Raw genomic sequence first — 23,619 nt, forward strand, 5'->3', positions numbered from 1 at the left:
GGCTCGGGCGCGGCTCGGGCGGCTCGGGTGGCTCGGGCGCGGCTCGGGTGGCTCGGGCGCGGCTCGGGCGGCTCAGGCGGCTCGGGTGGCTTGCGCGCGGCTCGGGAGGCTTGCCCGCGGCTCGGGCGGCTTGCGCGCGGCTCGGGCGGCTCGCGGGCGGCTCGGGCGGTGAGCGGCTTGCAGTGCGGCACCAAGCGGGCGCGGCGCGGCGTGTGGCAGGCGCGGCTCGAAGGAGGAATTGGAGGCTCACGCCAAGGTGCTCCAGAAGGACACCGCCCCCGGTCACCTCGCCCGGCAACCTGAGCGGGGGCCTCGATCCCAGCGCGTAAGGCGCGAGCCCGGCGCTACTGACCGACCAGACCCTGAGCCCCGCACTGCACGGTGCGGGCTTTTCCAGGGCAGAGACATTGGGTTCAGAGCCATTGATCAAGGCCGAGGAGATCGTGGCGACCGCTGCGGTCATTCTCGAAGAGCCGCTCGCCGTGCCCGGCGGTCTTCGCCCGCGCTTCGCGCAGTCCGGCCTCGGGCTCCTTCACGCTGGCCGGCTCGAGGCGGGCGCGGGCCCGGGGGGAAGGTGGGTGCGCGGGGCGTGGGGTCGGCAGGTGGCGCGGCGCCCATTGGGGCGGGGCTGGGGGAAGGCGGGCGCGGCGCCAAGACGGGGCGTAAGGCAGGCGGTGTGGCGCGAAGGCGGGGCGTAAGGCATGCAGGCGGCGGGGCGCGAAGGCGGGGCGTAAGGCAGGCAGGTGGCGTCGCGCGAAGGCGGGCGTGTGGCTGGCAGGCGGTGCGGCCCGAGGGTGGGTCAGGGGAAGGCGGGCGCGGGGACAGGGGCGGGGCGCGGGGTAGGCAGGCAGCGTGGCGCTGCGGTGGGACGGGTCGGCGAAGGCGGTGCGTGGAAGGGCGCGCGCGGCGCGGGGCGGGCAGCCGGTGCGGCGCCAAGGCGGGGCGGGGCGAGAGGCGAGCGGTGGCCTGGCTTACGGCTTGCGGGCTACGCCGGCCCAGTAGTAGGCGGCCTTCGGGTTGTCGACCTGCTCGTCGGGGCGCCAGCTGGAGACGGGCACCAGGCCGGGCTCCAGCAGCTCCCAGTCGCCGAACAGGCGCTCGACGGCCTCTCTGGTGCGGGCGACCAAGGTCATGCCGGCGCTTGTGGCGGCGGCGACCGCCTCGCCGACCTCCTCGGGCGCGAAGTCGGCCGTCGGGTGGGTGATGGCCAGGCAGCTGCCTGACGGCATCGCGTCGCGCAGGGCCGCCACGCCGGCCCACGGGTCGTCCTGGTCGGCGATCAGCATCAGGATGGCGATCAGGGTGAGGCCGATCGGCTGGCTGAAGTCGAGCGTCTCGAGCAGGACCGGATCTTTGAGCAGGGAGGCGGGGTCGCGGATGTCGGCCGAGATGTACTCGCTGCGGCCCTGCTCCGTGCTGATCATCAGGGCGCGGGCGTGCACCAGGACGATGGGGTCGTTGTCCACATAGACCACGCGGGCCGTGGGCTCGATCCGCTGGGCCACCTCGTGCAGGTTGGGCCGGGTCGGAATGCCCGTGCCGATGTCGAGGAACTGGCGGATGCCTTCCTTCTCGACCAGGTTGCGGGCCGCGCGGTGGACGAACTTGCGATTTTCGGCGGCCATGTAGCGCATGCCGGGGATCGCCTTGATCATGGCTTCGCCGACGGCCCGGTCGACCGCGAAGTTGTCCTTGCCGCCCAGCCAGTAGTCGTAGATGCGGGCGGAGTGCGGCACGTTGATGTTCACACCCGGGGGTGCGACTTCGTTCTCCACGACCGCCTCCTACGTCCGCCAGTGCGGAGTACAGCGTAGCCGTCCTAATTGATCAAGTTCAGTCCCAGCTCAGGCCGCTGCCGCGCGGGCGCCGCGGTGGACGACGCGGTCGCGGCCGGCGTGCTTGGCCGCGTACAGGTTGCGGTCGGCCAGGGACAGCAGGTTGTCACTGTCGGTCTCGGCGAGGCCGGCGACGCCGATGCTGATCGTGACCGGCAGGCCGCGGGTGAGCGTGCCCCAGTCGTAGCGGCGAACGGCGCGGCGGATGCCGTCGAACTCGGCGGCGGCCTGGGCCACGGAGCGGCCCGGCATCACCATCACGAATTCCTCGCCGCCCAGCCGGGCCACGAACGCCTCCTTCGAGACGGCGGCCAGCTCCGTCTCCAGCAGCTTGGCCACCTGGACGAGCACCTGGTCGCCGACGTCGTGCGAGAGCTGGTCGTTGATCCGCTTGAAGTGGTCGAGGTCGATGATCGCGACGACCAGGCCGGGGTCGGTGTCGATCAGGCCGGGCAGCTGCTCGTCGAGGTAGCGGCGGTTGCGCAGCCCGGTCAGCGGATCGCGGCGGGCCTGCTCGCGGAATCTTTCGGCCTCCTGGCGGGCCTCGGCCGTCTCGAACAGGGCCTGCCGGGTGCGGGCCTGCGCCTCCCGCTGCCGCGAATGCAGGTTGGTGAAGGCCGTGAAGAAGAGCTTGTGGACTTCGTACGCCCGGGCGAACTCACCCCGGGCCGCGTGCAGCTCGGCCTGCTCCTGATGCACCCGCACCAGCACGTCGGCCAGCTCACGCTCCACACACAGGCTGCGGCAGGCGTCCAGGCTGGCCTGGGCCCGGTCGTACGCACCCAGGCCGCGCTGGGCCCGGGTGAGGGTGAGCAGATATTCGGGCAGCGCGTCGGCGTCGTCCTCGCGGCCGGCCAGGTGGCGCTCGATGCAGACCTCGAGCGTGTGTTCCGCCTCGGCGTAGCGCCCGCGCCCGATCTCGATGAGGCCGATGGTGTCGAGCAGCGACGCGTCGAGCTCGAAGCCGTGCTCGGCTGCGTGCCGCTGGAGGCGCTGCGCGACCCGCTCGGCCTGCTCGTGGTTGCCGGCGGCGTACTCCGCGTACGCGAAGTTGTTGAGGACCGCGAGGCGCAGGTCCTGCCGCCCGTACTCGATGGCCAGCCTCTCGGCCTGCTCGAAGCGATAGCGGGCGGCGTCGATGGAGTGGCTGAAGGCCAGGGCGTCGGCCAGCTTGACCCGGTGCCAGACGCGCATGTGGTCGGTGGCGGTCTCGTCGAGCAGCTCGACGCTGAGCACGGCGTGCTCCAGGCACTGGGCCGGGTCGCCGAGGTGGCGGTGGATGTTCGACCAGACGAGGTGGGTGCGTGCGGTGAGCTGGCGGGCGCCGTTGTCGACCGCCCACTGGTGCACCTTCCAGATGCGCTGGGCCGCGCCCGCGACGTCGCCGGCCCGCATCCGCAGGTTGGCCTGGCTGAGCCGGGCCCGGGTGGCGAGCAGCTCGTTGCCGAGCAGGCGCGCCTGCCGCTCGAGGCGGACGGCGCGGTCGAGCATCGCCTCCGCGTCCCAGTTGATCTCGTCTTCGAGCTCGAGCAGGGCGGCGGAGAGACTCTCGGCGTCCAACCTGCCACCTCCCTCAGCTCCGGCACCATTGATCGGCAGCGCGGGCCCAAGAATGAGGATGATCAGCGCTCCGCTTTCGAAGGTTAGCTCTGCGTTAGCCCTGAGTTCCATGTCTACGGACGTGACGATTGTCGCCACGTCTGTAACGAGCCGGATACACAGCGATGCGGCACCCTGCGGGGTGCCGCATCGCGGGAAGGGGAGATCAGCGGGCGAGCGCCTCTTCCTTCGCGGGCGAAGCGGGAGCGGGAGCGTCGACGTCGACCGTCGTCCGCAGCGCGATCGGCTTGAGGAAGGCCGCGGCCACCACACCGACCACCGCGACCGCCGCCGAGATGAGGAAGATGTGGCCGGTGGCGTCGCCGTACGCGGCCCGGACGATGTGCTGCACCGCGTCCGGCAGGGCCGACAGGTTCAGCGTGCTCACGCTGCCGCCCGAGGAGCTGCCACCCGAGACGCCGGCGTTGGCCAGGTCGGTGGTGATCGTGTCGGTGACCCGGCGGGCCAGGACCGCGCCGAGGACCGAGACGCCGATCGTGCCGCCGAGCGAGCGGAAGAAGGCGACCGTCGAGCTGGCCGCGCCGATGTCCTTGAGCGCCACCGTGTTCTGCACGGTCAGGACCAGGTTCTGCATCGACATGCCGACGCCCGCGCCGACCAGGAACATCGAGGCGCCGACGTACCAGAGCGGGGTGTCGTGGTCGAGGAACGAGAGCCCGGCGAAGCCCGCGACCAGAACGATGGTGCCGGCCAGGATGTACGGCTTGATCTTGCCGTACTTGGTGATGAGGCGGCCCGAGATGGTCGACGAGATCAGGATGCCGCCCATCATCGGGATGGTCAGCAGGCCGGCCTCGGTCGGGCTGTAGCCGCGGCCGATCTGGAAGTACTGGCCGAGGAAGACGGCGCCGCCGAACATGGCCATGCCGACCGAGAGGCTGGCCAGGATGGCCAGGGCGGTGTTGCGCTTGGCCACGATGTCGAGCGGGACCACGGGCTCGGCGACCCGCTTCTCGGTCCAGACGGCGGCGGCCAGCAGGATCAGGGCGCCACCGACCATCACGGCGCTCTCCCACGAGATCCAGGCGAACGAGCTGTCGACGAACGAGACCCAGATCAGCAGGACGCTGACACCGGCCGCGATCAGGGTGGCCCCCAGGTAGTCGATCTTGACGTTGGCCCGGCGGATGACCTCGAGGTTCAGGGTCTTCTGGAGGACGACCAGGGCGACCACGGCGATCGGGGCACCGATGAAGAAGCACCAGCGCCATCCGAGGCTGCTGTCGACGATCAGACCGCCGAGCAGCGGGCCGCCGACCGTGGCCAGGGCCATGACGCCACCGAGGTAGCCGTTGTAGCGGCCGCGCTCCCGCGGCGGGATCATCGCGGCGATCGCGACCTGGACCAGCGCCTGGACGCCGCCCATGCCGAGACCCTGGAACGCGCGGGCGGCGATGAGCTGCGGGGCGGTCTGCGCGAAGCCGGCGATGATCGAGCCGAGCACGAAGACGACGATGCTGATCTGCACAAGCAACTTCTTGCTGTACAGGTCGGCCAGCTTGCCCCAGATCGGTGTGGAGGCGGTGGCGGTCAGCAGGGTGGCGGTGACCACCCACGTGTACTGGGTCTGTGACCCGTCGAGCGCGCCGATGATCGTCGGCAGCGCGGTCGAGACGATGGTCGAGCTGGCCATCGCGACGAAGAGCACCAGCAGGAGGCCGGAGAGGGCCTCCATGATCTGGCGGTGTGACATGGCACCCGGTCGGGCGCCGGTGATGCTTGGGGTGCTCATCGCGCAGCCTCCATCAGATCGTCGGTGAAGCGCTGAAGCATCGTCGAGAGGGCGCGTCGCTCCTCGGGTGTCCAGTCGCGCAGGGCATCGGCAAGCTGCCGATGGTGGTGGGTCATGACCTCGTCGAGGACCTGCCGGCCATGCTCGGTGACGGCGAGAACCGCGGCCCGGCCGTCGGCCGGGTCGGCCGCTCGCTCGACGAGACCGGCCTTGACCAGCGCTGCAACGGAGCGGCTGACCGTCGAGGGATCGAGGGCACACTCGGCGGCCAGCGACTTCACGTGAGTGCCGCGGCCGGTGGCGATCATCACGAGGGGTCCGAGCGTGCCGGCCGGCACGGCCGCGTTGTACGGCGCCAGCCTGCTCTTGAACACGCGGACGGCGCTGAGCAATTCCTGCATCTGCGCCAGCAGAGCGTCATCGTTCACGGCCGGCCTCCCCACGGATTTGATTGCCACATACAACTATCCGCTGGACCTGCCCAGTGCGCAAGTTTTCTCATTGAGAAGCGAGTCACACGCCGGTACTCTCATGTCATGAGCACCACGGCCGAGCCCGGACTGCGCGAACGCAAGAAGGCCGCGACCCGTCAGGCCCTCCACGACGCGGCGATGCGGCTGGCGATAGAGCACGGCGCCGACCGGATCACGGTCGAGGCGATCGCCGACGAGGCCGGCGTCTCCCGCCGCACCTTCTCGAACTACTTCAGCAGCAAGGAAGAAGCCTTGCTGTACGGCGACTACCAGCGCATCCACTCGATGATCGCGCTTGTGCGGGCGCGCCCGGCGGACGAGCCGGCGTGGGCCGCGCTCACCGCGGCGGCGGAGCAGTTCTACCGCGAGATGGGCGACGTCGACCCGCAGTGGGTGGCGCGCAGCCGGCTCGTGCGCACACAGGCGTCGCTGGTGGGAGCGCAGGTGCAGACCTTCGCGGCGCTCGAGCGCGAGCTCTCGGCCGAGATCGCCGTGCGCCTGGGCGACGACCCCGCGGGCGTACGGGTGAAGATGACCTCGGCGGCTTTCCTCGCGGCCCTGCGGGTGGCGTTGCACATCTGGCTCGATCGGCCCCCGGGCACCAGCCTCTGGGAGCTGGCGTCCGAGGCCCTGGCCGAAGCGGGACGCGGCTTCGCCTGAGCGGCAAAAAGCGTGACTCCGGGTGGGGGCCCGGAGTCACGCCTTTGGGGATGGGAAAGGTTGTCAGCCGGTGAAGCCGGCGAAGATCTTGCTGAAGTCGAACGGCGACTGCGCCACGTTGGTGCACTGGAAGAGGGCGCCGTTGCAGGCGTTCTTGTCGCGGTTGGTCTCCCACATCGAGACGAATCCGATGTGGTTGGTGTTGGCGAAGGCGACCAGGTCACGGGCGTCGGCCAGGCCGAAGACGCCGTTGTCGTCGTTGACGCCGATCATCGGGGTGACGCCGACCATCTTGAACGCGGCCGCGTCGCCGTTGCCGTAGATCGACTTGATCTGGTCCTTGGTGGACTTCACGGCTTGGATGGCCAGGTCGCCGTAGTCCTGACCGGCCCGGCCGTAGTCCATCGCCATGATGTTGACCAGGTCGAGGTCGACGCCGGCGTTCTTGGCCGAGCGGACCACGTTGAGTCCGTCCGCGGTCAGGCCCTCCGGCAGCACCGGCAGGGTCAGCGAGATCTTCAGGCCAGAGTTGGCCTTCTGCAGAGCGGCGAGCGCGGTCGAGCGGCGGGCGATCGTGGTCGGGTCGGCCACCGCGGCGCCCTCGATGTCGAGGTCGATGTATTTGAGGTTGTACGCGCTGACGACGGCCTGGTACTCCGCCTGGAGCGCGGTGACGCTGGTGCAGGCCTGGGCGAGCTCGATGCCGGTGGCGCCGCCGAACGAGACCTTGACGTCGCCGCCGGCCGCGCGGACCGCGGCGATCTGGTCGGCGAACTGCTTGGCCCGCGGGTCGAAGGCGTTGAACCAGCTCGCCTTGCAGCCGGCGCTGGTGACGAAGGCCAGGCTGAACGACTTGGTGTTGCCGCTCGTCCCTAGTTGCGCCAGCGTGGTGCTTCCGTTGGAGAGCAGACCCATGTCAACGTACGGCGCGAAACGCACATTCCCGTTATTTCCGACGGGAGGGGTGGTTGTAGCGGGAGGTGCGGTCGTGGCGGGCGGCGCGGTCGCGGTGGGTGCGGTCGGGACGGGAGGGGCCGTCGTCGGCGCGGTGGTCGGCGGCTTTGTCGGTGCGGTGGTGGGTGCGGTGGTCGGCGACTTCGTGGGAACGGTCGTCGGAGCTGTGCCGCCGCCGCACGCCGCTCCGTTGATGGTGCAGCTCGTCGGGGCGCCGCTGCCGGTCACGATGAAGCCGAACTGCGCGGTCGCGCCGGCCGCGATCGTCGGCGCGTAACCCGGGTTCTTCGCCGTGGACACCCCGGCCGAGGTGGTGATCGTGGCGTCCCAGAAGCTGCCCAGCTTGGCGCTCGACGGCAGGCCGAACGCGAGCTGCCAGCCGTTCACGGCGGCGCCCGTGCCGTTCTTGATCGTGTAGCGGGCCTGGTAGCCGGTGCCCCAGTCGCTGTCCTTGCTGAACGTGGCGGTGAGGCCGCCCGTCGCGGCGGTGGTGCCGGCCGGGTTGGTGGCCGCGACCGCCGCGCCGACGCCGCCGGCCACGGCGAGGACGGCCGCCGAGGCATAGATGGCCAGGCGCAGACGACTGCGTTGCATGGGGTGACTCCGATCGCAGGGGGTGACGACGGAAGTCGAGTCTCGTCCGCTGCGCGTTAAATGACCTTGCTGAACGCCTTAAAGATCCTTAAATGACAGACCGTCGATGACCAGTGACAGATGCCGTCGCCACACCGCCGGATCACTCGAGCTGCGCAGCACCCCGGCGTTCGCCCGCATGAGCAGGCTGATGTCGCGCCGGCTGAAATCGGCCCGCAACCGGCCCGTCTCCTGGGCCCGCCGGATCACCTCGGCCGCGCCGCGCTGCGCGGTCGCCTTCAACGTGGACAGCCGCTCATCGTCGTCGAAGCTGCTGGTCACCAGGATCTCCGAGAGGCCGCGATCGGTCGCCTGGATCTCGAAGAGGCGCCCCAGATATCCGACGAAGCCCTGCCATGGGTCGGGGTCGGCCAGCGCGGCGTCGGCCAGCTCGACATAACCGGTCATCTGGCCGGCGAAGACCGCCGCGATCAGGTCGCGCCGGGTCGGGAAGCGGCGGTAGAGGGTGGCATTGCCGACACCCGCACGCCGGGCGATCTCGTCGAGCGAGGCGTCAAGACCCTGCTCGCCGAAGACCTCACGGGCGGCGGCGAGCAGAGCAGCGCGGTTACGCTGCGCGTCGGCCCGTAGTCGATCTGCCATGGTGCAAAGGGTAACGGCGGTCTACTGCTCGTAGAGACCGGGGAAGAAGCGATCGGTGGCGGTCACGTCGTACACCTGGCGGACCTCGGTGATCCGGTTGCCCTCGATGCCGAGGAACTCCACCATCCGTACCGTGCCGAACGGCGCCACCAGGTCGTAGAGCAGCGCCGCGCCGTCGTCGGCCCGGGCCTGCTCGACCACGGTGACGGTGTCGGCGAAGACGGCGATCTTGTGCAGCGTCCGCACCAGCTCCTCCTCGTCGACCGGCGCGTCGAGGTTCCATTCGATCTCGGCGTCGGGCGCGAGCAGCTGCCGCGTCGCGACCCGGTCGTCGCTCGTCCACGACTTCGTCCAGAAGGTGACGACGTCCATCGCGCTCTCCCTCATCGGGCCACTCCCGCCACCGGACGGGCGGGCATCGGATCGGGGAACTGACCGTGGCCGAGCAGGGCGGCGGTCGCCTGGGCCACGCGCTTGGCGGCCAGTCCGTCGCCGTACGGGTTGCCACCGGCCGCCATCGCGTCGCGGCGGACCCGGCTGTCGAGCAGTTCGGCCACCGCGCTGGTGACGGTGGCCGGATCGGCCGCCACGAGCCGCACGCTGCCCGCGTGCAGCGCCTCGGAGTACTCCGTGCCCTCGGCGATGGCCAGGACCGGCGTCCCGAAGGCGAGTGATTCCTCGAGCAGGTCGCCGTCGTCGGTCACCACGACGTACGCCTCGGCCGGCGTCCGGACCTGATCGGGGCCGACGACCTCGAGGTCGGGGTGGCGGGTGGCCAGGTAGCGCAGGGCCGGGCCGATCGCCTGGGCACGCTCCGGCGGCACGCCCAGCACGACCAGCCGCTGGTGCGGGCGGCGCCGCAGCAACCGGGCGGCGGCGTCGGCGGCCGTGCCGCCGGTCAGCAGCAGGTCGCCGGCGACGACCCGCTCGTCGAGCAGGTTCATCGCCGCCAAGGGGGTGGCCGCGAGGTGCACGGTGGCGACCTGGGCCAGCAGTCGCCGCTGTGTCTCCCGGGCCGAGGCCGTGACCAGGTCGCCGTCGCGCCGTCCGGCGTCGAGCTGCATGATCGGGATCCGCCGCCAGAACGCCGCCAGCGCGGCCGGCAGATCGTCGCGGACCACGACCGCGTCCGGCGTGCGGCCGGCCCAGAGCTCGTCGAACCGGCGGATCGTCTCGGTCGGGGTGCCCGCGGCGGGCAAGGTGATCTTCGGCGTGAGGTGGAAGCGCCCCAGCGCCGCGTCGACCGCCGATGTGTCGGAGCCGGTGGTCAGCAGCACCGGGGTGAGCCGGCCCTGCTCGCGCATGGCGAGCACGACCGGCGCGAGCCGGAACGCCTCGGCCGGTGTTCCGGCGACCAGGTGCACTTCGGGCAGCGACGACATCGAACTCTTCTCCGGGGCAGGCTGGGGGAGGGCCGCGTCGAACGCTATGCAGTTACGCAGCGTGAGGCAAGGCCGTCACCCTGAGTGCCGGATCAAAGTGGCCGAACGGCCGAACCCAGACATGTCAGACGTCGCCGATAGCGCTCAAATCGGTCACTTTCGGAAGAGGGCTCGTCGCGATGGCGACATTACTCTGCGCTACTGCTGCTCCAGAAGAGTGGGATCATCGCGCAACATCGCGGCCAGTCGGCGCGCCGCCATCTCGGTCTCCTCGGGACGCTCGACCTGCAGCGGCACCGGTTTGGGCAGCGGCGTCGGAGTGATCCGGCGGGTCGCCTCCTGCGACTGCTCCGGCACCTGCGGCGGCGGGGTCGCGGCGAACGGGTGCGGCGGATATTCCTCGCGCGAGGAGGAGGCCATGCCGAGGTCACGCAGGCGGGCACCGAGGTCACGCGAGGACTCGCCCACGTCGTGAACCGGAGAGCGCTGCTCGGGCGCCGGCGGCTGGTCGAAGTTGCCGTACTGCCGCTCGGCCGTGTCGGACTCGTCGTAATAGGCCGGCTGCGGCGGCGGCGTGTAGCCGTACCGCTCCTGATCGTCGTAGCTCGCCGGGGGAGGCGAGGCCGGGGGTGGCGAGGCCGGCGCGGCCGACCAGGGCCGCTCGACCGGCTCACCGATCTCGATGTCGACGTCGGCGTGCCGCGGCGCGTCCACGTCGGCGGGCTGCAGGGCCGCCGCGTTCTCCGCGTTGACCTGCACCTGGCCGCCGGCGACGTAGAAATGCAGCAGCAGAGGCTCGCCGGCGCCCTCGACGCCGACGCTGACGCCCAGCTCGGGGTGGCGCCCGATGACGCCCGCGACCGCCTCGACCAGCTCCGTCACGGCCGCTGGGGTGCCCGTGGCTTCCCCGGCCGCCCGGCGGCGCAACTCATCACGGCGCGCCAGCTTGTCGAGCGCGTCGTCCAGTCCGCCTCGCACCTGATCGTCCTTCCGTAGCGGGTCGCCTTCCACTGTGCCCGCTGCGAGGCCGATTTGGGAACCTCGATCTGAGCGACCCGCCGCACACCCTACGTCGCCTTTTGACGAATGGCCTTGTCGAGGGCTTGATCCAGGACGACCAGGAGGGCGTCGCGTACGGAAGCTTTGAAGCGCGCGTCATACGCCAGGACCGGAACGTCCTCGCGCACGGCCAGGGCCCAGCGCACTTCGTCCAGGCTGTACTGCATTTGCCCGTTGAAGGTGTTGACGCCGACGACGAACGGCAGTCCGGCCTTCTCGAAGTAGTCGACCGCCGGATAGCAGTCGTCGATCCGGTTGGTGTCGACCACCACGAGCGCGCCCAGCGCACCCTTGATCAGGTCGTCCCACATGAACGCGAAGCGCGACTGGCCCGGCGTGCCGAAGATGTAGAGCTTCAGCGTCTGGTCGATGGTGAGCACGCCGAAGTCCATCGCGATGGTCGTCGTGGTCTTCAGCGACGCCTGGCCCGGATTGTCGATGCCGACCGACGCCGAGGTCATCTCGGCCTCGGTGGTCAGCGGAGAGATCTCCGAGATGGCGCCGACGGTCGTCGTCTTGCCCACGCCGAAGCCACCGGCAACGATGATCTTGACCGGGACCGGCGCCTTCTTCGGCCGTCCCTCGTTGCCCACGGCGGCCGCGCCGTAGGCGCGGTTAGGTGATTGCTCGTAGTCCACGGATCACTCGCATGATGGTCTCAGGGTCAGGGGTGTCGTTGTCGAGCACGTGCACGTCCAGTTGGCCGGCGGCGCGCAGGTCGCCGACGAGGATGCGGGTGACGCCGAGGTGCAGGCGCAACCGTGCCGAGATCTCCGCCACGGAGACGGGCTCGGCACACAGTCCCACGATGGCGCGCATCTCGGGTGAGAGACGCACGCGGTTCGCGGCCGGATTGACGGTCACCTGGGTTTCGATCCCGATCTCGGGATCGGCGCCGTCGGTGCGCCCGGACGTGATGACGAACGGGCGCAGGGTCGCGGTCGGGTCAGTGGCCGGAGGCACCTCTTCGCGCGGGGCGGGTCGGTAGCCACCGGCCGACTGCGGACCGGACTGCAGGAAGGGCCGGACACTCGGCCGAGCCGGGTGTGCCGGGTCGTCGGGGTCCGGATAGGTCATTGCTGAACGGCGTTCTTCAACTCGGCGATCAGGCGCGGGCTGAGCGCGCCGCCGGCCCTCGTCGCGAACAGCGTCATCTCGTACGCCAGGGTGCCGAGGTTCGCGGACCGGTCGGCGATGACCCCCAGCACCGAGCCGGCGCTGATCGCGGTGACCAGCAGGTAGCCCTCGGCCATGTCGATGATGACGCGGTTGAGCGAGCCCAGCCGGTACCAGCTCGCGGCGCCGCCGGCGAGGCTGGTGAGGCCCGAGACGACAGCGGCCAGGCGCTCCGCGTTCGGCCGGTCCTTGATCGCGGACATCGCCATCAGCAGACCGTCGGACGACACCGCGATGGCCTCGATGACGCCCGCTGTGCCGGACGTGAACGAGTCCAGCAGCCAGTTGAAGGTCTTGGCCTCCGCGCTCAGCTGGGGCTGGGCATAGCCGTGGCCGGTTTCGGTCGAGTAGGGGGAAGTCATCGCGGTTGTCCCTCGGGTTGTGGCTGAGTTTCGTTCAGTGCGAGTGCGACGCCGTACTCGAACTGTTCCATCAGGGCCCGGGCCTGATCCGGATCCAGCGGCAGGCTCGGACTTGCCGGCGGCGGGTAGTTGGGTTCGTCCCGCGGCAGGGTGGCGCCCGGTACGCGCCGGGCGAGCGGTGCATGGCCGGCCGACGGCGGCGCGGTCATCTGTGTCTCGGCCGCGTCGAACTGGGCGCGGCTCACACCCGCCTCGAAGTCGTCGAACGCCGAACGGGCGGCGAGCGCGTCGTCCTGGGACGGCAACCGGGAGGGCATCTTGGGCGCGGCGGGCTCTTCGGGAAGCTGGCTGCCCGGCACGCGACGGCGCAGCGGGGCGCCGTTACCGGGAGCGGGAGGCTGCTGCCGCGGCGCCTCGTAGGCCGTGGGGGTGTTGTGGCGGTAGTCCTCCTCGGGGGTGCGCTGAGCCGGGATGGCCGGGATCGCCGGCATCGCCGGGGGCGCCTCCACGGCCGGGGTGCTCCACGCCGGCGCCGCCTCGACGGCCGGCGGGGTGCTCCAGGTCGGCTGGGGGGCTTCCACGGCCGGCGTCGTCCACGTCGGCTGCGGGGCCGGGGTTGGCTGCTGGTGCCACGCGGACGGGCCGGCGGCCGGCAGCTCCGGCATGGCCGCCGGTACGCGGCCGGCGACCGGTGCGTTCAGCTCGTACGCCGGGTCGACGGCCGGCTGCGCGATCGGCTGGGCGATCGGCTGCTGGTAGGCCGGGCCGGGCGAGTAGACCGGCTCGGCCTCGTAGACCGGCTCCTCGATGGCCGGGGCGACCCGGGCCGGCGAGAACGCGTTCCACGACTGCCCGGTCTCGAGGGTCCGGGTCGCCCGCTCCAGCACGTTCGCGTCGAACGGCTGCTGGCTGCCGGGCACCGAGGCCCGGGCCGCCGAACCGGCGATGACCTGCGCGAACTCGGCGGTGTGGTAGCCCTGCGGCGCGGCCGGGGCCGACGGCGCGGCGACCGACGGGAACGGGGCCATCTCGGGGGCGACCATGCTGGGCACCCGGGCGATCAGGTGGGACGGGTTGAGGTCGACCCACGCGGTGACGCCGCCACCGGGTGTCTCGGTCAGGGTCACCTCGATGCCGTGGCGGCGGGCGAGCCGGCCGACCACGAACAGGCCCAGCACCTCGGAGGGGGCCAGGTCGAGCCGCTCGCGGCGGGTCAGACGGGCGTTCTCCTCGGCCATCCGCTCGGGCGGCATGCCGAGGCCGTTGTCGACGATCGACAGACGGGCGCCCCCGCGCAGCTCGGTCGCGCTGACCACGACCCGGGTGTGCGGCGGGGAGAACGCGGTCGCGTTCTCCATCAGCTCGGCCAGGAGCAGGGTCAGGTCGGCCAGGACGGCCGGCACGACCACGACCTCCTCGGGGACATCGACGTCCACGCGGGTGTAGTCCTCGATCTCACCGAGGGCGAGACGGACGACGTCGACCAGCGGGAGCGGCGCCATGTGCTCGTTGGCGCCGGCGCCACCGGAGAGCACGACGAGGCTGGACGCGTTCCGGCGCAGACGGCTGGACATGTGGTCGAGGCGGTACAGCTCGCCGAGGCGGTCGCTGTCGGTCTCGCGGCGTTCCAGGTTGTCGATCAGGGCCAGCTGGCGGCCGACCAGGTTCTGCGTACGGCGGCCGACGTGCGCGAACATCTGCGCGACGTTGCGCCGGCCGAGGACCTGGCGCTCCACCAGCCGTACGGCGGTGGTCTGCACCCGGTCGAACGCGCGGGCCAGGTCGCCGATCTCGTCCTGTCCCTCGACGTCGACCGGGTCGAGCCGGATCGGGCGCACGGACTCGGACTCGTCGTCGGCCACCCTCTCGAGCTCGGCCTCGGCGGCGCGGGCGATCCGGTCGGCCGACACGGTGAGGCGGCGCAGCGGCCGGGCGACCGCGCGGGCCATGAACAGGCTCAGGCCGACCACCAGGAGCAGCAGCAGGAACGAGCCGCCACCGATGAGGAAGGCGTCACGGATGGCCGCGTCGCGGTTGCTCGTCACGATGGCCTGCACGTCGGCGGCCACGCGCTTCTCCACGAAGCCACCGAGCACGAGCACCGAGCGCAGCGAGGGGAACAGCGTGCCGATGTTCAGCAGCGCCACCGCGTTGCCGGGGTCGGTCGCGGCCAGCTGGAAGAAGTCGGCGCCGACGCGGGAGGTGAACGCGTCCTGCGCACCCAGGTAGAGCTTGTACTGGGTGTCGGTGAAGAACGCCTGCGAGTTGGCGATGACCTGCTGGATCTGCACCAGCGTGGAGGAGAACAGGCCGACCAGGCCGTTGTTCTTGGTGATCGTCGCGGCGGTGAGATATCCGGACGCCTGGCTGATCAGGTCGTCGGTGCGCAGTGCCTGCTCGAGGGCGAACAGCTGCCGGCCGACACCGGTCTTCAGGTCGGCGTTCGACGAGATGGCCAGGCCGTTGATGATCGGGGTGATCCAGGTGGTGAACTCGGTGACCACCACGTCGGGGGTGATCGCCCGGTTGAGCACGTTCTGCCGGGTGTTGTCGAGCTTGGCGGCGTTGCGCAGGGCCCGGGCGAGCTCCTTGGAGACGGTCACGTCGTCGTCGACCCGGGCGACCGCGTCCTTGGCCCGCGCGCTCTGCACGGCCAGGGTGGGCTGGTCGACCAGGCTGAACAGATAGCCGACGGCGAGCAGGCGCTCCTCCTGGAGCTCCTGCACGGCGGTGCCGACGCGGCCGGCCAGCTCGACCGTGTCCGACGTGGACTGTGCCTCGGTCGCCGCGTCGACACGGTTGACGATGATCGGCACGCTCAGCGCCACGACGCCGAGCAGGGGAACGAGCACCAGCAGGGCGAGTTTGCCCAGGATGCGGAATTTACCGAAGAGCACCGGACCGCTCCCGCTGTGTCGGGTCGAGCTCGCCGTAGGCCGGGATGTGGCCGTACGGGTTGGTTCCGTAGCCGGCGTTGCCGCCGGGCTGGCTCAGTGCGACGTCCCGGGTCGACTCACCGGGCTGGCGAGCGGCGGCCGGGGCCGGCTCGCCGGTGGCTTCGCGGCGGCGGCTGACCACCGGCCAGGCCACGGCGCCGAGGACCAGCAGGATGGCCAGTACACCCATGATGACGGCCTCGGTGCGCTTGTAGTTCAGCGAGCCGAGCCGGTCGTCGAGCAGGCGATCCATCTCCTTGAGGGTGATGCCGGAGAGGGTGCTCAGCGCGGTCTGCAGCGTGCTCTGCGCGGTCGACATGGTGGCGACGTTGACGTTGGTGAGCGAGGCGCCACGGGTCATCGACTCGACGCCGCGGCGGAACGAGTCGAGCGAGCTGACCAGGCTGCCGCTCAGCGTCGGGCTGCTGGTGTTGTCGACCGCGGCCTGCAGGTTGTTGGTGAGCTTGTTGACCGACTCCTGCACGGCCAGGACCTCCTGGCCGAACTGGACCTTCAGGTTGGCGGCGGCGGCGCCCTTGGCGGCCTGGAGCAGGTTGGCCTGGTCGCCCATGCGGTTGACCCGCACGACCGTGGTCGGCATGTCGACCGCGGTGGCCTCCTGGAGGTTGGAGATGTCGCTGTCCGGGTCGCGGTTGAGCTCGGCGTTGCGGCGCACGGTCACGTACAGCTCGAGGATCAGGTCGGTGACCTCGACGTGGGCGGCGTAGACGCTGGTCGCGCCCTTGACCGCGGCGAGCTTGCCGATCTTCTGCTGGAGGTCGGCCCAGCGCTCCTTGGTCTTCAGCTCGTCGCCCAGGCGGTTGTCCACGTCCGAGACCTTGGCCACGGCGGCCTTGAGCGAGTCCGGCGGCTCGGCGACGCCCTGGATGGCTGTCGACTCCGACTCGGCCAGGGAGCTGACCAGCGGAGACAGGGCGGTGATGTACTCAACGCCCTTCTTCTCGAGCTCGGTCTGGTCGCGGTGGTCCGCGTTGTCCGTCCAGACCCGGCCAAAGAGCACCGCAGTCGGCACAAGCACCAAAACAGTCAAAATCACCGCGAGCGCGGAGCCTAAACGGGTTCGCCGGCTGTTCATTGCTTTTCGTCCTCCGCCATGCACACGCGATGAGCCGTTGTGACGGCTACTTTCCGTAGCCGGTTGGGCGCACGGATCCGGGCCAATCTATCCGAGAAAACCTCAAGAAACGCCTTTCCAAGGGACAGATCTCTCTCGGCTGATCGGGGGATACAGAGCCCGGCCGCTGTAGTTGTAACGAGCGTTCAGTTTCCGTTACCTGGGTTATGAAGCCCCAGCCCACACCGGTTCCGGAAGCAGGGAAAGTTACCGCGGCGATGGTAACGGCAGACCGGCGGTACGAAAAGCCGCAAGATCCATAATGCATACTCGATAAGACCCGCGTCGATTAAACGCTGCGTAGTGGATCGAGTGCGCTGCGCCTAGATGTAGCGCTGTGTAGGGGTGCGGATACGGCAGAAACGGGCTTTTCCCCAGACGCCCGCTGAGGAAAAGCCCGAATCAGGTCAAAGCCGTGCAAGTGCCTTGCGCAGTGGGTCCAGGCCCAGGCCACCGAGGTTCAGGGCGTCGCGGTGGAATGTCTTCAAATCGAAATCCGCGCCCTTGCGCTGCCTGGTCTCCTCGCGGGCCTGGAGCCAGATCCTTTCGCCGATCTTGTACGAGGGTGCCTGCCCCGGCCAGCCGAGGTAGCGCTTCCACTCGAAGCGCAGCGTCTTCTCCTCCATGCGCGTGTGCGCGCGCAGGAAGTCCCAGCCGAGCTCCGGCGTCCACCGCTCGCCCGGGTGGAAGCCGAACGGGTTGTCCCGCGGGATCTCCAGCTCCAGGTGCATGCCGATATCGACGATCACCCGGGTGGCCCGCAGCGCCTGCGCGTCGAGCATGCCCAGCCGGTCGCCCGGGTCGGCGAGGTAGCCGAGGTCGTCCATCAGCCGCTCGGCGTACAGGGCCCAGCCCTCGCCGTGCCCCGAGCACCAGCAGAGCAGCCGCTGCCAGCGGTTCAGCGTGTCCGCCCGCAGCAGCGTCTGGCTCACCTGGAGGTGGTGGCCGGGAACACCCTCGTGGTAGACCGTCGTGACCTCACGCCAGGTGGAGAACTCGGTGACGCCCTCGGGCACCGCCCACCACATGCGGCCGGGACGGGAGAAGTCCTCGCTCGGGCCGGTGTAGTAGATGCCGCCGTCGCTGGTCGGGGTCAGGCAGCACTCGATGCGCCGGACCGGCGGCTCGATGTCGAAGTGCGTCCCGTTCAGGTCGGTGATCGCCTTGTCGGCCAGCGCCTGCATCCAGTCGCGGAACGCCTCCTTGCCGGCGATGTTGCGGGCCGGGTCGGCGTCGAGCCGGGCCACCGCCTCGTCGATCGAGGCGCCGGAGCCGGCGATCGCGGCCGCCGTCCGGCGCATCTCCTCCTCGATGCGGAAGAGCTCGGCGAAGCCCCACTCGTACGTCTCCTGAAGGTCGACCTTGGCGCCCAGGAAGTACTGCGAGGCCAGCTCGTAGCGCTCCAGGCCGGCCGCCTCCTTGTCGCGGCCCCGCGGCGCCAGGTCGCGGCGCAGGAACTCGGCGAAGTCGGCGGTGGCCGCGGTGGCGGCGTCGGCCCCACGGACCAGCTCGGCGGCGAGCGCGCCGCCGGCCTCGAGCCGGCCGGCCAGGCCGTGGTAGAAGTCGTCGCGGTCGGGGTCGGTCCAGGCGTCGCACTGCTCGGCGACGGCCAGCATCTGCGCCCGCGGGCTGACGTTGCCCTTGTCCGCCTCCTCGAGCAGGGTGCGCTTGTACTGCTCCAGAGCGGCGGGGAGGTCGCCCAGCCGGGTCGCGATGTTGGCGACCGCCTCCTCGCCCTCGGTCGGCATCACGTCGAAGACGCCGCGCAGGGCGTGGATGCCGCTGGAGATCACGCTGATCGCGCTCGCCGTCTGCCCGGCGTCGGCCTGCGCCAGCTCGAGACCGAGCCGCTCCATCATGGCGTCCTTGGCGACCTGCTCGGACTCGTGTTCCGGCTCGATCACGTCGAGGTCGTTCAACGTACGCCGTACGAGCTCGGTCTGAGCCTCGAAGCCCGCCGGCGAGAAATCGTCGGTCTTGCCGTCGTGTCCGGCGATGCCGGTGTAGGTGGCGCCGATCGGGGTGAGCTCGGCCCACTCGTCGACATAGCGGTCGGCCAGGTCATCAATTCGTCCCACGGGCCGACCCTACGGGACTCTAGGCGTGGCTCGCGGTCCACTCGAGGAGGCGTTCCATCTCCCAGGTGTTCACGACCCGGTCCTCCGGTACGCCGCAGAGCGCGGCCCGCTCGCAGCCGAAGCGCAGCCAGTCGAGCTGGCCCGGCGCGTGCGCGTCGGTGTCGATGGTGAACAGGCAGCCGGCCTCGACCGCCACGGTCAGCATGCGCTTCGGCGGATCGAGCCGATCCGGTCTCGAATTGATCTCGATCGCTTTGCCGTGCTCCACGCAGGCCTCGATGACCTTGTCCAGGTCGAACGTGCTGGGCGGCCGGGTGTGCCCGGCCCGGTGCCCCTTGTCGCCGCCGCCCGCCGCGGCCACCTTGCGGCCGGTCATGTGGCCGAGGATGTCCAGGTGCGGGTTGGCCAGCGCCTTGACCATGCGCCGGGTCATCCGGGGCGACTCGTCGCGCAGCTTGCTGTGCACCGAGCCGACCACCACGTCGAGCCGGGCCAGCAGCGCGTCCTCCTGGTCGAGCGAGCCGTCGTCGAGGATGTCGACCTCGATGCCGGTGAGGATGCGGAAGCCCTCGGGCAGCGCGTCGTTGAGCTTGGCCACGTGGTCGAGCTGGCGGCGCAGCCGGGCCGGCGGCAGGCCGCGGGCCACGGTCAGCCGGGGCGAGTGGTCGGTCAGCACCAGATATTCGTGGCCCAGCTCGACGGCGGCCAGCGCCATCTCCTCGATCGGTGAGCCGCCGTCGGACCAGTCCGAGTGTGAGTGGCAGTCGCCGCGCAGGGCCTCACGCATCTTCAAGGCGGCGCCCTGCAGGTCCGTGCCCTCGGTGGTCTGTAGCCGGCGCAGATAGACCGGCTCCTCGCCGGCCAGCGACTCGGCGATGCAGCGGGCGGTGACGTCACCGACCCCGGAGAGCTTGGCCAGCGTGCCGGCGGCGGCCCGCTCGGCCAGCTCGTCGGCGGGCAGCGCGGCCACGGTCGCGGCGGCCGAGCGGAACGCCTTCACCCGATAGGTCGCCTCGTTCGCGCGCTCCAGCAGGAAGGCGATGCGCCGCAGGTCGGCCACCGGATCACGGGAAGACATGCCGCCCAGCTTAGGGCGGTCCGGGCGGCCACGCGGGCCGCGACAGGGCGAACGGGCGACCGCCGTCCGGTGAGCCCGGCGTGTCGAGGCGGCCCATCGGCGCCGGCCGGACCGCCGGCGCGCGGCCCGCTGGCTAGCATCGCCGTCATGCGGACGATCGACTGGGTTGACGGTGCCATCGAGATCATCGATCAGACGGCGCTGCCGGGTGAGCTGCGGATCCTCCGGCTGCACACGGTCGGTGAGCTGGTCGCGGCCATTCAGTCGCTGGCCGTGCGGGGTGCCCCGGCGCTCGGCGTGGCCGGGGCCTTCGGGGTGGCGCTGGCGGCCAAGGTGCACGCGGACGACCCGGCGGCGCTGGAGATCGCGGTCGAGCGCGTGTCCGGTGCCCGGCCGACCGCGGTGAACCTGGCCCGCGGAGCGCGGCGGGCGGCGCGGCGGCTGCCCTCGTTCGACGCCGTGCTGGCCGAGGCGTGCGCCGTGCGCGACGAGGAGATCGCGGCCTCGTCGGCCATGGCGGCCCGCGGCGCCGACCTGCTCGTCGAGCTCTGCGGCGCACGGCCGCGGCTGCTGACCCATTGCAACACCGGCGGGCTGGCCGCGGTCACCCTCGGCACCGCGCTCGGCGTGGTGCACGAGCTGCACCAGCGCGGCCACCTGGCCGGGGTCGTCGCCAGCGAGACCCGGCCGCTGCTGCAGGGCGCCCGGCTCACCTCGTGGGAGCTGTCGCAGTGGGGCATCGAGCACCGGGTGGCGGTCGACTCGGCCGGCCCGTTCCTGATGGCCCGGGGCGAGGTCGACGCGGTGATCGTCGGCGCCGACCGGATCTGCGCCAACGGCGACGTGATCAACAAGGTCGGCACCTACGCGCACGCGCTCGGCGCCCGCCGCGCCGGCCTGCCGTTCGTGGTGGTCGCGCCCGAGTCGACGGTCGACCCGGACACCGCGACCGGCCTCGACGTGCCGATCGAGGACCGGGGATCGGCCGAGGTCACGCCGTGGGCCGAGGCGGTGAACCCGGCGTTCGACGTGACCCCGTACGACCTGGTCACCGCGATCGTGACCGATCAGCGGGTGATCAGGCCTTCCGCCACGGCTTGAGCCAGTCGGTCTCGGGCCAGCCCTCGGCCGCCGCCATCAGCGGATAGGCCGTGGCGCCGTCGACCGACTCACGGATGATGTCGGCGTGGCCGGTGTGCCGCGCGGTCTCCTGGATGAGGTGCAGCAGCACCCAGCGCAGCGTCCAATGGGTCAGGTCCTTGGGGTTCCACGGCACGGAGTGGTCGATCGGGACCGGGTGGTCGAGGTCGGCGAGCTCGGTCACGGTCTTTTCCGTCCGTACGGCGATCCGGTCGTACCGGGCGAGGACGTCGTCGATCGACTCGTCGTCGCGAAGGCGGAAGTTGTCGGCGTACGCCTGATAATCAAGCTCCTGCTTCTCGCCGCGCACCGTGCTGATCCAGTTCTCCTCGGTGGAGGCGCAGTGCTTGATGAGGCCGCCGACGCTGAGCTGGCTGGCCGAGGGTGTCGCGCGCAGCTGCTCGCCGGTGAGCCCGTACGCGGTCAGCCGCAGCACGTACCGCATCTGCGCGAGATAGGCGAGAAGGCCCTGTTGCTCGTTCTCGATGGCACCGACCTGACCTGGCATGACGTGCTCCTCTCGGGGTTGAGAGCAACCTATGGGCAATTGCGGTCAGATTCCGGCCGGATCGCCTCGACTGTCGTGTCATTGACCGCGGCCACCCAGCCGCCGGCGCGGCCGAGCTCGAGCAACGGCCCGGCGTCGAGGGGCAGCTCGACCACGCCGCCGGCCTCGGAGGGCCAGGCCCGGCGCAGGTCGACGGCGGGGCGGAGCGCCGGAACGAGGGCCGCGACCGGATCGGGGGCGTCGAGCAGACCCCGTACACCCTGAAGCTCGGAAATCAGCCGATCCAGCTCGGCGCCGACCGCGGAGGCGTTGCCGCCACACATGGCGGCGATCAGTTCGGCGCGCGTGGCGGCGACCCGGGTGCCGTCGCGGAAGGAGCCGGCGGCGAGCGTCCCGGCCAGGGGATTGTCACGCAGCTGACCGGCGAGGGCGGTGGCGAACAGATGCGGGACGTGGCTCACCTGGGCGACCGCCCGATCGTGCTCCTCGGCGGTGATCGGGATGACGCGGGCGGTGAGCTCGGTGTAGAGCGTGGCGAGGGTGCGCCAGTCGTCGAGGGAGGTCTCGCCGGGCTCGAGGCAGAGCACCCAGGAGCAGTTGGTGAACAGGGTGGCCTCGGAGGCGGCGAAGCCGGAGGTCTCCTTGCCGGCCATGGGATGGCCGCCGACGAAGCGGGGGAGGCGCCGGGCCAGGTCGCGGACGGGGCCCTTGACCGAGGTGACGTCGGTGATCAGGCCGGGGAAGTCCGTCAGCCCGTCGATGATCTCCGGGAGAACGGGCAGCGGCACGGCCAGAACGACGAGATCCCGGCCCTCGACGGCCCCGGCGACCGACGCGGTCGTAATGAAGCCCTCGGCGGTGGCCGCCTCCCGGGCCTCCGGATCGGCGTCGTAGCCGGTCACCTGGTGGCCGGAGGCGTCCAGCGCCCGGAGCACCGAACCGCCGATGAGCCCGAGTCCTATGACTGTCACGTTCACGCCCAGAACCCTCGCACAACCCGTTGATCATCCGTTCGGCCCTACGAGTTTCGTCCGTTTTGCGTCTCCTGTGCCGGTTATCGCCGCCATACGGTTATCCCGTGACTTACCGGGGGAAAACGCTCATGACGGTCTTCACCGCCGTCCTTCTGTCTCTGGCGGCGTCGGCTTTCGCCTTTCTGGCGGCGCCGGCCTTTGCTCAGGGCTCCGACGCCATGCCCAGCTTCAATGGCACGGTCCTGGCCGTCGCGTACTCCGGCAACATCGTCTACGTGGGCGGCGACTTCACGGCCGCGATCGTCAACGGCAAACCGGTCGCCCGGGGCCGCCTGGCCGCGATCGACGCGCGCAAAGGAACCCTGCTGCCGTGGTCGCCGACCGCCGACGGCCGGGTGAAAGCCCTCGTCGTCAGCGGCCAGTCGATCTACGTGGCGGGCGACTTCGCCGCGATCGACGGCGTGAAACGCGACAGCCTGGCCCGGCTCGACGTGACGACCGGCGCCCTGCACAGCACCTTCAAGCACACGATCAGCGGTAAGCCGCTGGCCGCGTTCGCCGCGCACGGCCGCCTCTACCTGGGCGGAACGATCACCGCGGTGGACGGGCAGGCCCGCGGGCGGCTCGCCGCCTTCAACCTGAGCACCGGAGCCCTCGACAAGCGCTGGCTGCCCACGGCGGACGACCAGGTGGAGACGATCGCGGCGGGCGGCGGCCGGGTGTACGTCGGCGGCAAGTTCCACCGGGTCAACAGCGTTCCCGGCTACGACCGGCTGGCCGCCCTCGACCCGGCGTCGGCCGCGCTGGTCACGACCTTCAAGCCCAAACCACCGGTCATCACGTACGCCCTGGCGGTCACCACCGACACGGTCTACTCAGCGCACGGCGGCCAGGGCGGCCGGATCAGCTCGTACACGCCGGCCGGGGCGCTGCGCTGGTCGGCGACCTTCGACGGCGACGCCCAGGCGGTGACGGTGCTGGGTGACACGGTGTACGCCGGCGGCCACTTCGACCGGGCCTGCAGCACGGCCCGGACAGGAGCTCAGGGCACCTGCGTGGACGGCGCCGACAACCGGGTGAAGCTGGCCGCCCTGTCCGCCGCCGACGGCCACCTGCTCGACTGGACGGCCGACGCCAACGGCGTCGAGGGCGTGCTGGCCCTGGCGGCCAACCCCCGCCTGAAGACGATCGCCATGGGCGGCGCCTTCACCACCGTCGAGGGTCGCCAGCAGAAGCGCTTCGCCCAGTTCAGCTAGTTCACCGACTTTTCTCCCGGCAACA

Annotated in this window: 22 protein-coding genes; 3 read left to right on the forward strand and 19 right to left on the reverse strand. The window is 70.9% G+C overall.

Going from position 1 to position 23,619, the window contains the following annotated elements:
• Positions 1–413: 413 nt before the first annotated feature.
• The 5 genes from CRP55_RS55515 to CRP55_RS53820 form a co-directional block, all read right to left on the reverse strand.
• A complete protein-coding gene (locus CRP55_RS55515; protein WP_281260742.1) occupies positions 414–536 on the reverse strand; it encodes a hypothetical protein in 123 nt (40 codons plus the stop codon).
• Positions 537–971: 435 nt separating this feature from the next.
• A complete protein-coding gene (locus CRP55_RS00545) occupies positions 972–1,775 on the reverse strand; it encodes an SAM-dependent methyltransferase (protein ID WP_097317476.1) in 804 nt (267 codons plus the stop codon).
• 69 nt (positions 1,776–1,844) lie between these two features.
• The gene (locus CRP55_RS00550) at positions 1,845–3,395 is read right to left on the reverse strand and encodes a GGDEF domain-containing protein (protein WP_097317477.1); all 1,551 of its coding nucleotides are present in this window, start codon (positions 3,393–3,395) and stop codon (positions 1,845–1,847) included.
• 205 nt (positions 3,396–3,600) lie between these two features.
• Positions 3,601–5,187 carry an MDR family MFS transporter gene (locus CRP55_RS00555; protein ID WP_097317478.1) on the reverse strand — a complete coding sequence of 529 codons (1,587 nt, stop codon included), beginning with the start codon at positions 5,185–5,187 and terminating at the stop codon, positions 3,601–3,603.
• A complete protein-coding gene (locus CRP55_RS53820; protein WP_143234354.1) occupies positions 5,184–5,615 on the reverse strand; it encodes a MarR family winged helix-turn-helix transcriptional regulator in 432 nt (143 codons plus the stop codon). The genes CRP55_RS00555 and CRP55_RS53820 overlap by 4 nt, the downstream gene beginning before the upstream one ends.
• A gap of 108 nt (positions 5,616–5,723) precedes the next feature.
• Between CRP55_RS53820 and CRP55_RS00565 the strand changes: the two genes are divergently transcribed.
• Entirely contained in the window at positions 5,724–6,320 is a 597-nt protein-coding gene (locus CRP55_RS00565) for a TetR/AcrR family transcriptional regulator (protein WP_097317479.1), read from the forward strand.
• Positions 6,321–6,383: 63 nt separating this feature from the next.
• Here the strand turns inward: CRP55_RS00565 and CRP55_RS00570 are convergent, their stop codons facing one another.
• The 12 genes from CRP55_RS00570 to CRP55_RS00625 form a co-directional block, all read right to left on the reverse strand.
• Positions 6,384–7,868 (reverse strand): cellulose binding domain-containing protein, encoded by a 1,485-nt coding sequence (locus CRP55_RS00570; RefSeq protein WP_097317480.1) that lies wholly within the window; start codon positions 7,866–7,868, stop codon positions 6,384–6,386.
• A gap of 78 nt (positions 7,869–7,946) precedes the next feature.
• Complete coding sequence (locus tag CRP55_RS00575; protein ID WP_097317481.1) at positions 7,947–8,510, reverse strand: TetR/AcrR family transcriptional regulator; 564 nt, start codon at positions 8,508–8,510, stop codon at positions 7,947–7,949.
• A gap of 21 nt (positions 8,511–8,531) precedes the next feature.
• Positions 8,532–8,882, reverse strand: coding sequence for a hypothetical protein (locus CRP55_RS00580; RefSeq protein ID WP_097317482.1), 351 nt, complete (start codon positions 8,880–8,882; stop codon positions 8,532–8,534).
• A gap of 11 nt (positions 8,883–8,893) precedes the next feature.
• A complete protein-coding gene (locus tag CRP55_RS00585; protein WP_097317483.1) occupies positions 8,894–9,892 on the reverse strand; it encodes a UDP-N-acetylglucosamine 2-epimerase in 999 nt (332 codons plus the stop codon).
• Positions 9,893–10,090: 198 nt separating this feature from the next.
• On the reverse strand, positions 10,091–10,870 hold the full coding sequence (locus tag CRP55_RS00590) for a hypothetical protein (protein ID WP_143234356.1): 780 nt from the start codon (positions 10,868–10,870) through the stop codon (positions 10,091–10,093).
• Between the two features lie 89 nt (positions 10,871–10,959).
• Positions 10,960–11,544 carry a GTP-binding protein gene (locus CRP55_RS00595; RefSeq protein ID WP_097318644.1) on the reverse strand — a complete coding sequence of 195 codons (585 nt, stop codon included), beginning with the start codon at positions 11,542–11,544 and terminating at the stop codon, positions 10,960–10,962.
• Between the two features lie 22 nt (positions 11,545–11,566).
• Positions 11,567–12,028: a DUF742 domain-containing protein gene (locus CRP55_RS00600; RefSeq protein ID WP_097317485.1), complete on the reverse strand. Its 462-nt coding sequence runs from the start codon at positions 12,026–12,028 to the stop codon at positions 11,567–11,569.
• Entirely contained in the window at positions 12,025–12,489 is a 465-nt protein-coding gene (locus CRP55_RS00605; protein WP_097317486.1) for a roadblock/LC7 domain-containing protein, read from the reverse strand. The genes CRP55_RS00600 and CRP55_RS00605 overlap by 4 nt, the downstream gene beginning before the upstream one ends.
• Positions 12,486–15,386 carry a sensor histidine kinase gene (locus CRP55_RS00610; RefSeq protein ID WP_097317487.1) on the reverse strand — a complete coding sequence of 967 codons (2,901 nt, stop codon included), beginning with the start codon at positions 15,384–15,386 and terminating at the stop codon, positions 12,486–12,488. Before CRP55_RS00610 ends, CRP55_RS00605 begins: the two co-directional genes overlap by 4 nt.
• Entirely contained in the window at positions 15,373–16,464 is a 1,092-nt protein-coding gene (locus CRP55_RS00615) for a hypothetical protein (protein WP_245922713.1), read from the reverse strand. The genes CRP55_RS00610 and CRP55_RS00615 overlap by 14 nt, the downstream gene beginning before the upstream one ends.
• Positions 16,465–16,967: 503 nt before the next feature.
• A complete protein-coding gene (locus CRP55_RS00620) occupies positions 16,968–18,638 on the reverse strand; it encodes a DUF885 domain-containing protein (RefSeq protein WP_097317489.1) in 1,671 nt (556 codons plus the stop codon).
• A 19-nt stretch (positions 18,639–18,657) separates the two neighbouring features.
• Positions 18,658–19,716, reverse strand: a complete 1,059-nt coding sequence (locus tag CRP55_RS00625; protein ID WP_097317490.1) for a PHP domain-containing protein — start codon at positions 19,714–19,716, stop codon at positions 18,658–18,660.
• Positions 19,717–19,863: 147 nt separating this feature from the next.
• Here CRP55_RS00625 and mtnA point away from each other — a divergent pair, with 147 nt between their 5' ends.
• Complete coding sequence (gene mtnA, locus CRP55_RS00630) at positions 19,864–20,817, forward strand: S-methyl-5-thioribose-1-phosphate isomerase (protein ID WP_097317491.1); 954 nt, start codon at positions 19,864–19,866, stop codon at positions 20,815–20,817.
• Here mtnA and CRP55_RS00635 read toward each other — a convergent pair.
• Complete coding sequence (locus CRP55_RS00635; protein ID WP_097317492.1) at positions 20,795–21,364, reverse strand: DinB family protein; 570 nt, start codon at positions 21,362–21,364, stop codon at positions 20,795–20,797. The genes mtnA and CRP55_RS00635 overlap by 23 nt on opposite strands.
• 29 nt (positions 21,365–21,393) lie before the next feature.
• Complete coding sequence (locus CRP55_RS00640) at positions 21,394–22,341, reverse strand: prephenate dehydrogenase (protein ID WP_097317493.1); 948 nt, start codon at positions 22,339–22,341, stop codon at positions 21,394–21,396.
• A gap of 101 nt (positions 22,342–22,442) precedes the next feature.
• Between CRP55_RS00640 and CRP55_RS00645 the strand changes: the two genes are divergently transcribed.
• The gene (locus CRP55_RS00645; protein ID WP_245922714.1) at positions 22,443–23,594 is read left to right on the forward strand and encodes an outer membrane protein assembly factor BamB family protein; all 1,152 of its coding nucleotides are present in this window, start codon (positions 22,443–22,445) and stop codon (positions 23,592–23,594) included.
• Positions 23,595–23,619: the final 25 nt, after the last annotated feature.

Origin of the sequence: Paractinoplanes atraurantiacus (assembly GCF_900215205.1) — a bacterium.
GTDB classification, from domain to species: Bacteria; Actinomycetota; Actinomycetes; order Mycobacteriales; family Micromonosporaceae; genus Actinoplanes; species Actinoplanes atraurantiacus.

Coding starts and splice junctions, on each gene's coding strand:
- mtnA (WP_097317491.1), top strand. CDS start 19,864: ATGCGGACGATCGACTGGGTTGACGGTGCCATCGAGATCATCGATCAG.
- CRP55_RS00605 (WP_097317486.1), bottom strand. CDS start 12,489: ATGACTTCCCCCTACTCGACCGAAACCGGCCACGGCTATGCCCAGCCC.
- CRP55_RS00585 (WP_097317483.1), bottom strand. CDS start 9,892: ATGTCGTCGCTGCCCGAAGTGCACCTGGTCGCCGGAACACCGGCCGAG.
- CRP55_RS00600 (WP_097317485.1), bottom strand. CDS start 12,028: ATGACCTATCCGGACCCCGACGACCCGGCACACCCGGCTCGGCCGAGT.
- CRP55_RS00555 (WP_097317478.1), bottom strand. CDS start 5,187: ATGAGCACCCCAAGCATCACCGGCGCCCGACCGGGTGCCATGTCACAC.
- CRP55_RS00625 (WP_097317490.1), bottom strand. CDS start 19,716: ATGTCTTCCCGTGATCCGGTGGCCGACCTGCGGCGCATCGCCTTCCTG.
- CRP55_RS00570 (WP_097317480.1), bottom strand. CDS start 7,868: ATGCAACGCAGTCGTCTGCGCCTGGCCATCTATGCCTCGGCGGCCGTC.
- CRP55_RS00575 (WP_097317481.1), bottom strand. CDS start 8,510: ATGGCAGATCGACTACGGGCCGACGCGCAGCGTAACCGCGCTGCTCTG.
- CRP55_RS00635 (WP_097317492.1), bottom strand. CDS start 21,364: ATGCCAGGTCAGGTCGGTGCCATCGAGAACGAGCAACAGGGCCTTCTC.
- CRP55_RS00565 (WP_097317479.1), top strand. CDS start 5,724: ATGAGCACCACGGCCGAGCCCGGACTGCGCGAACGCAAGAAGGCCGCG.
- CRP55_RS00580 (WP_097317482.1), bottom strand. CDS start 8,882: ATGGACGTCGTCACCTTCTGGACGAAGTCGTGGACGAGCGACGACCGG.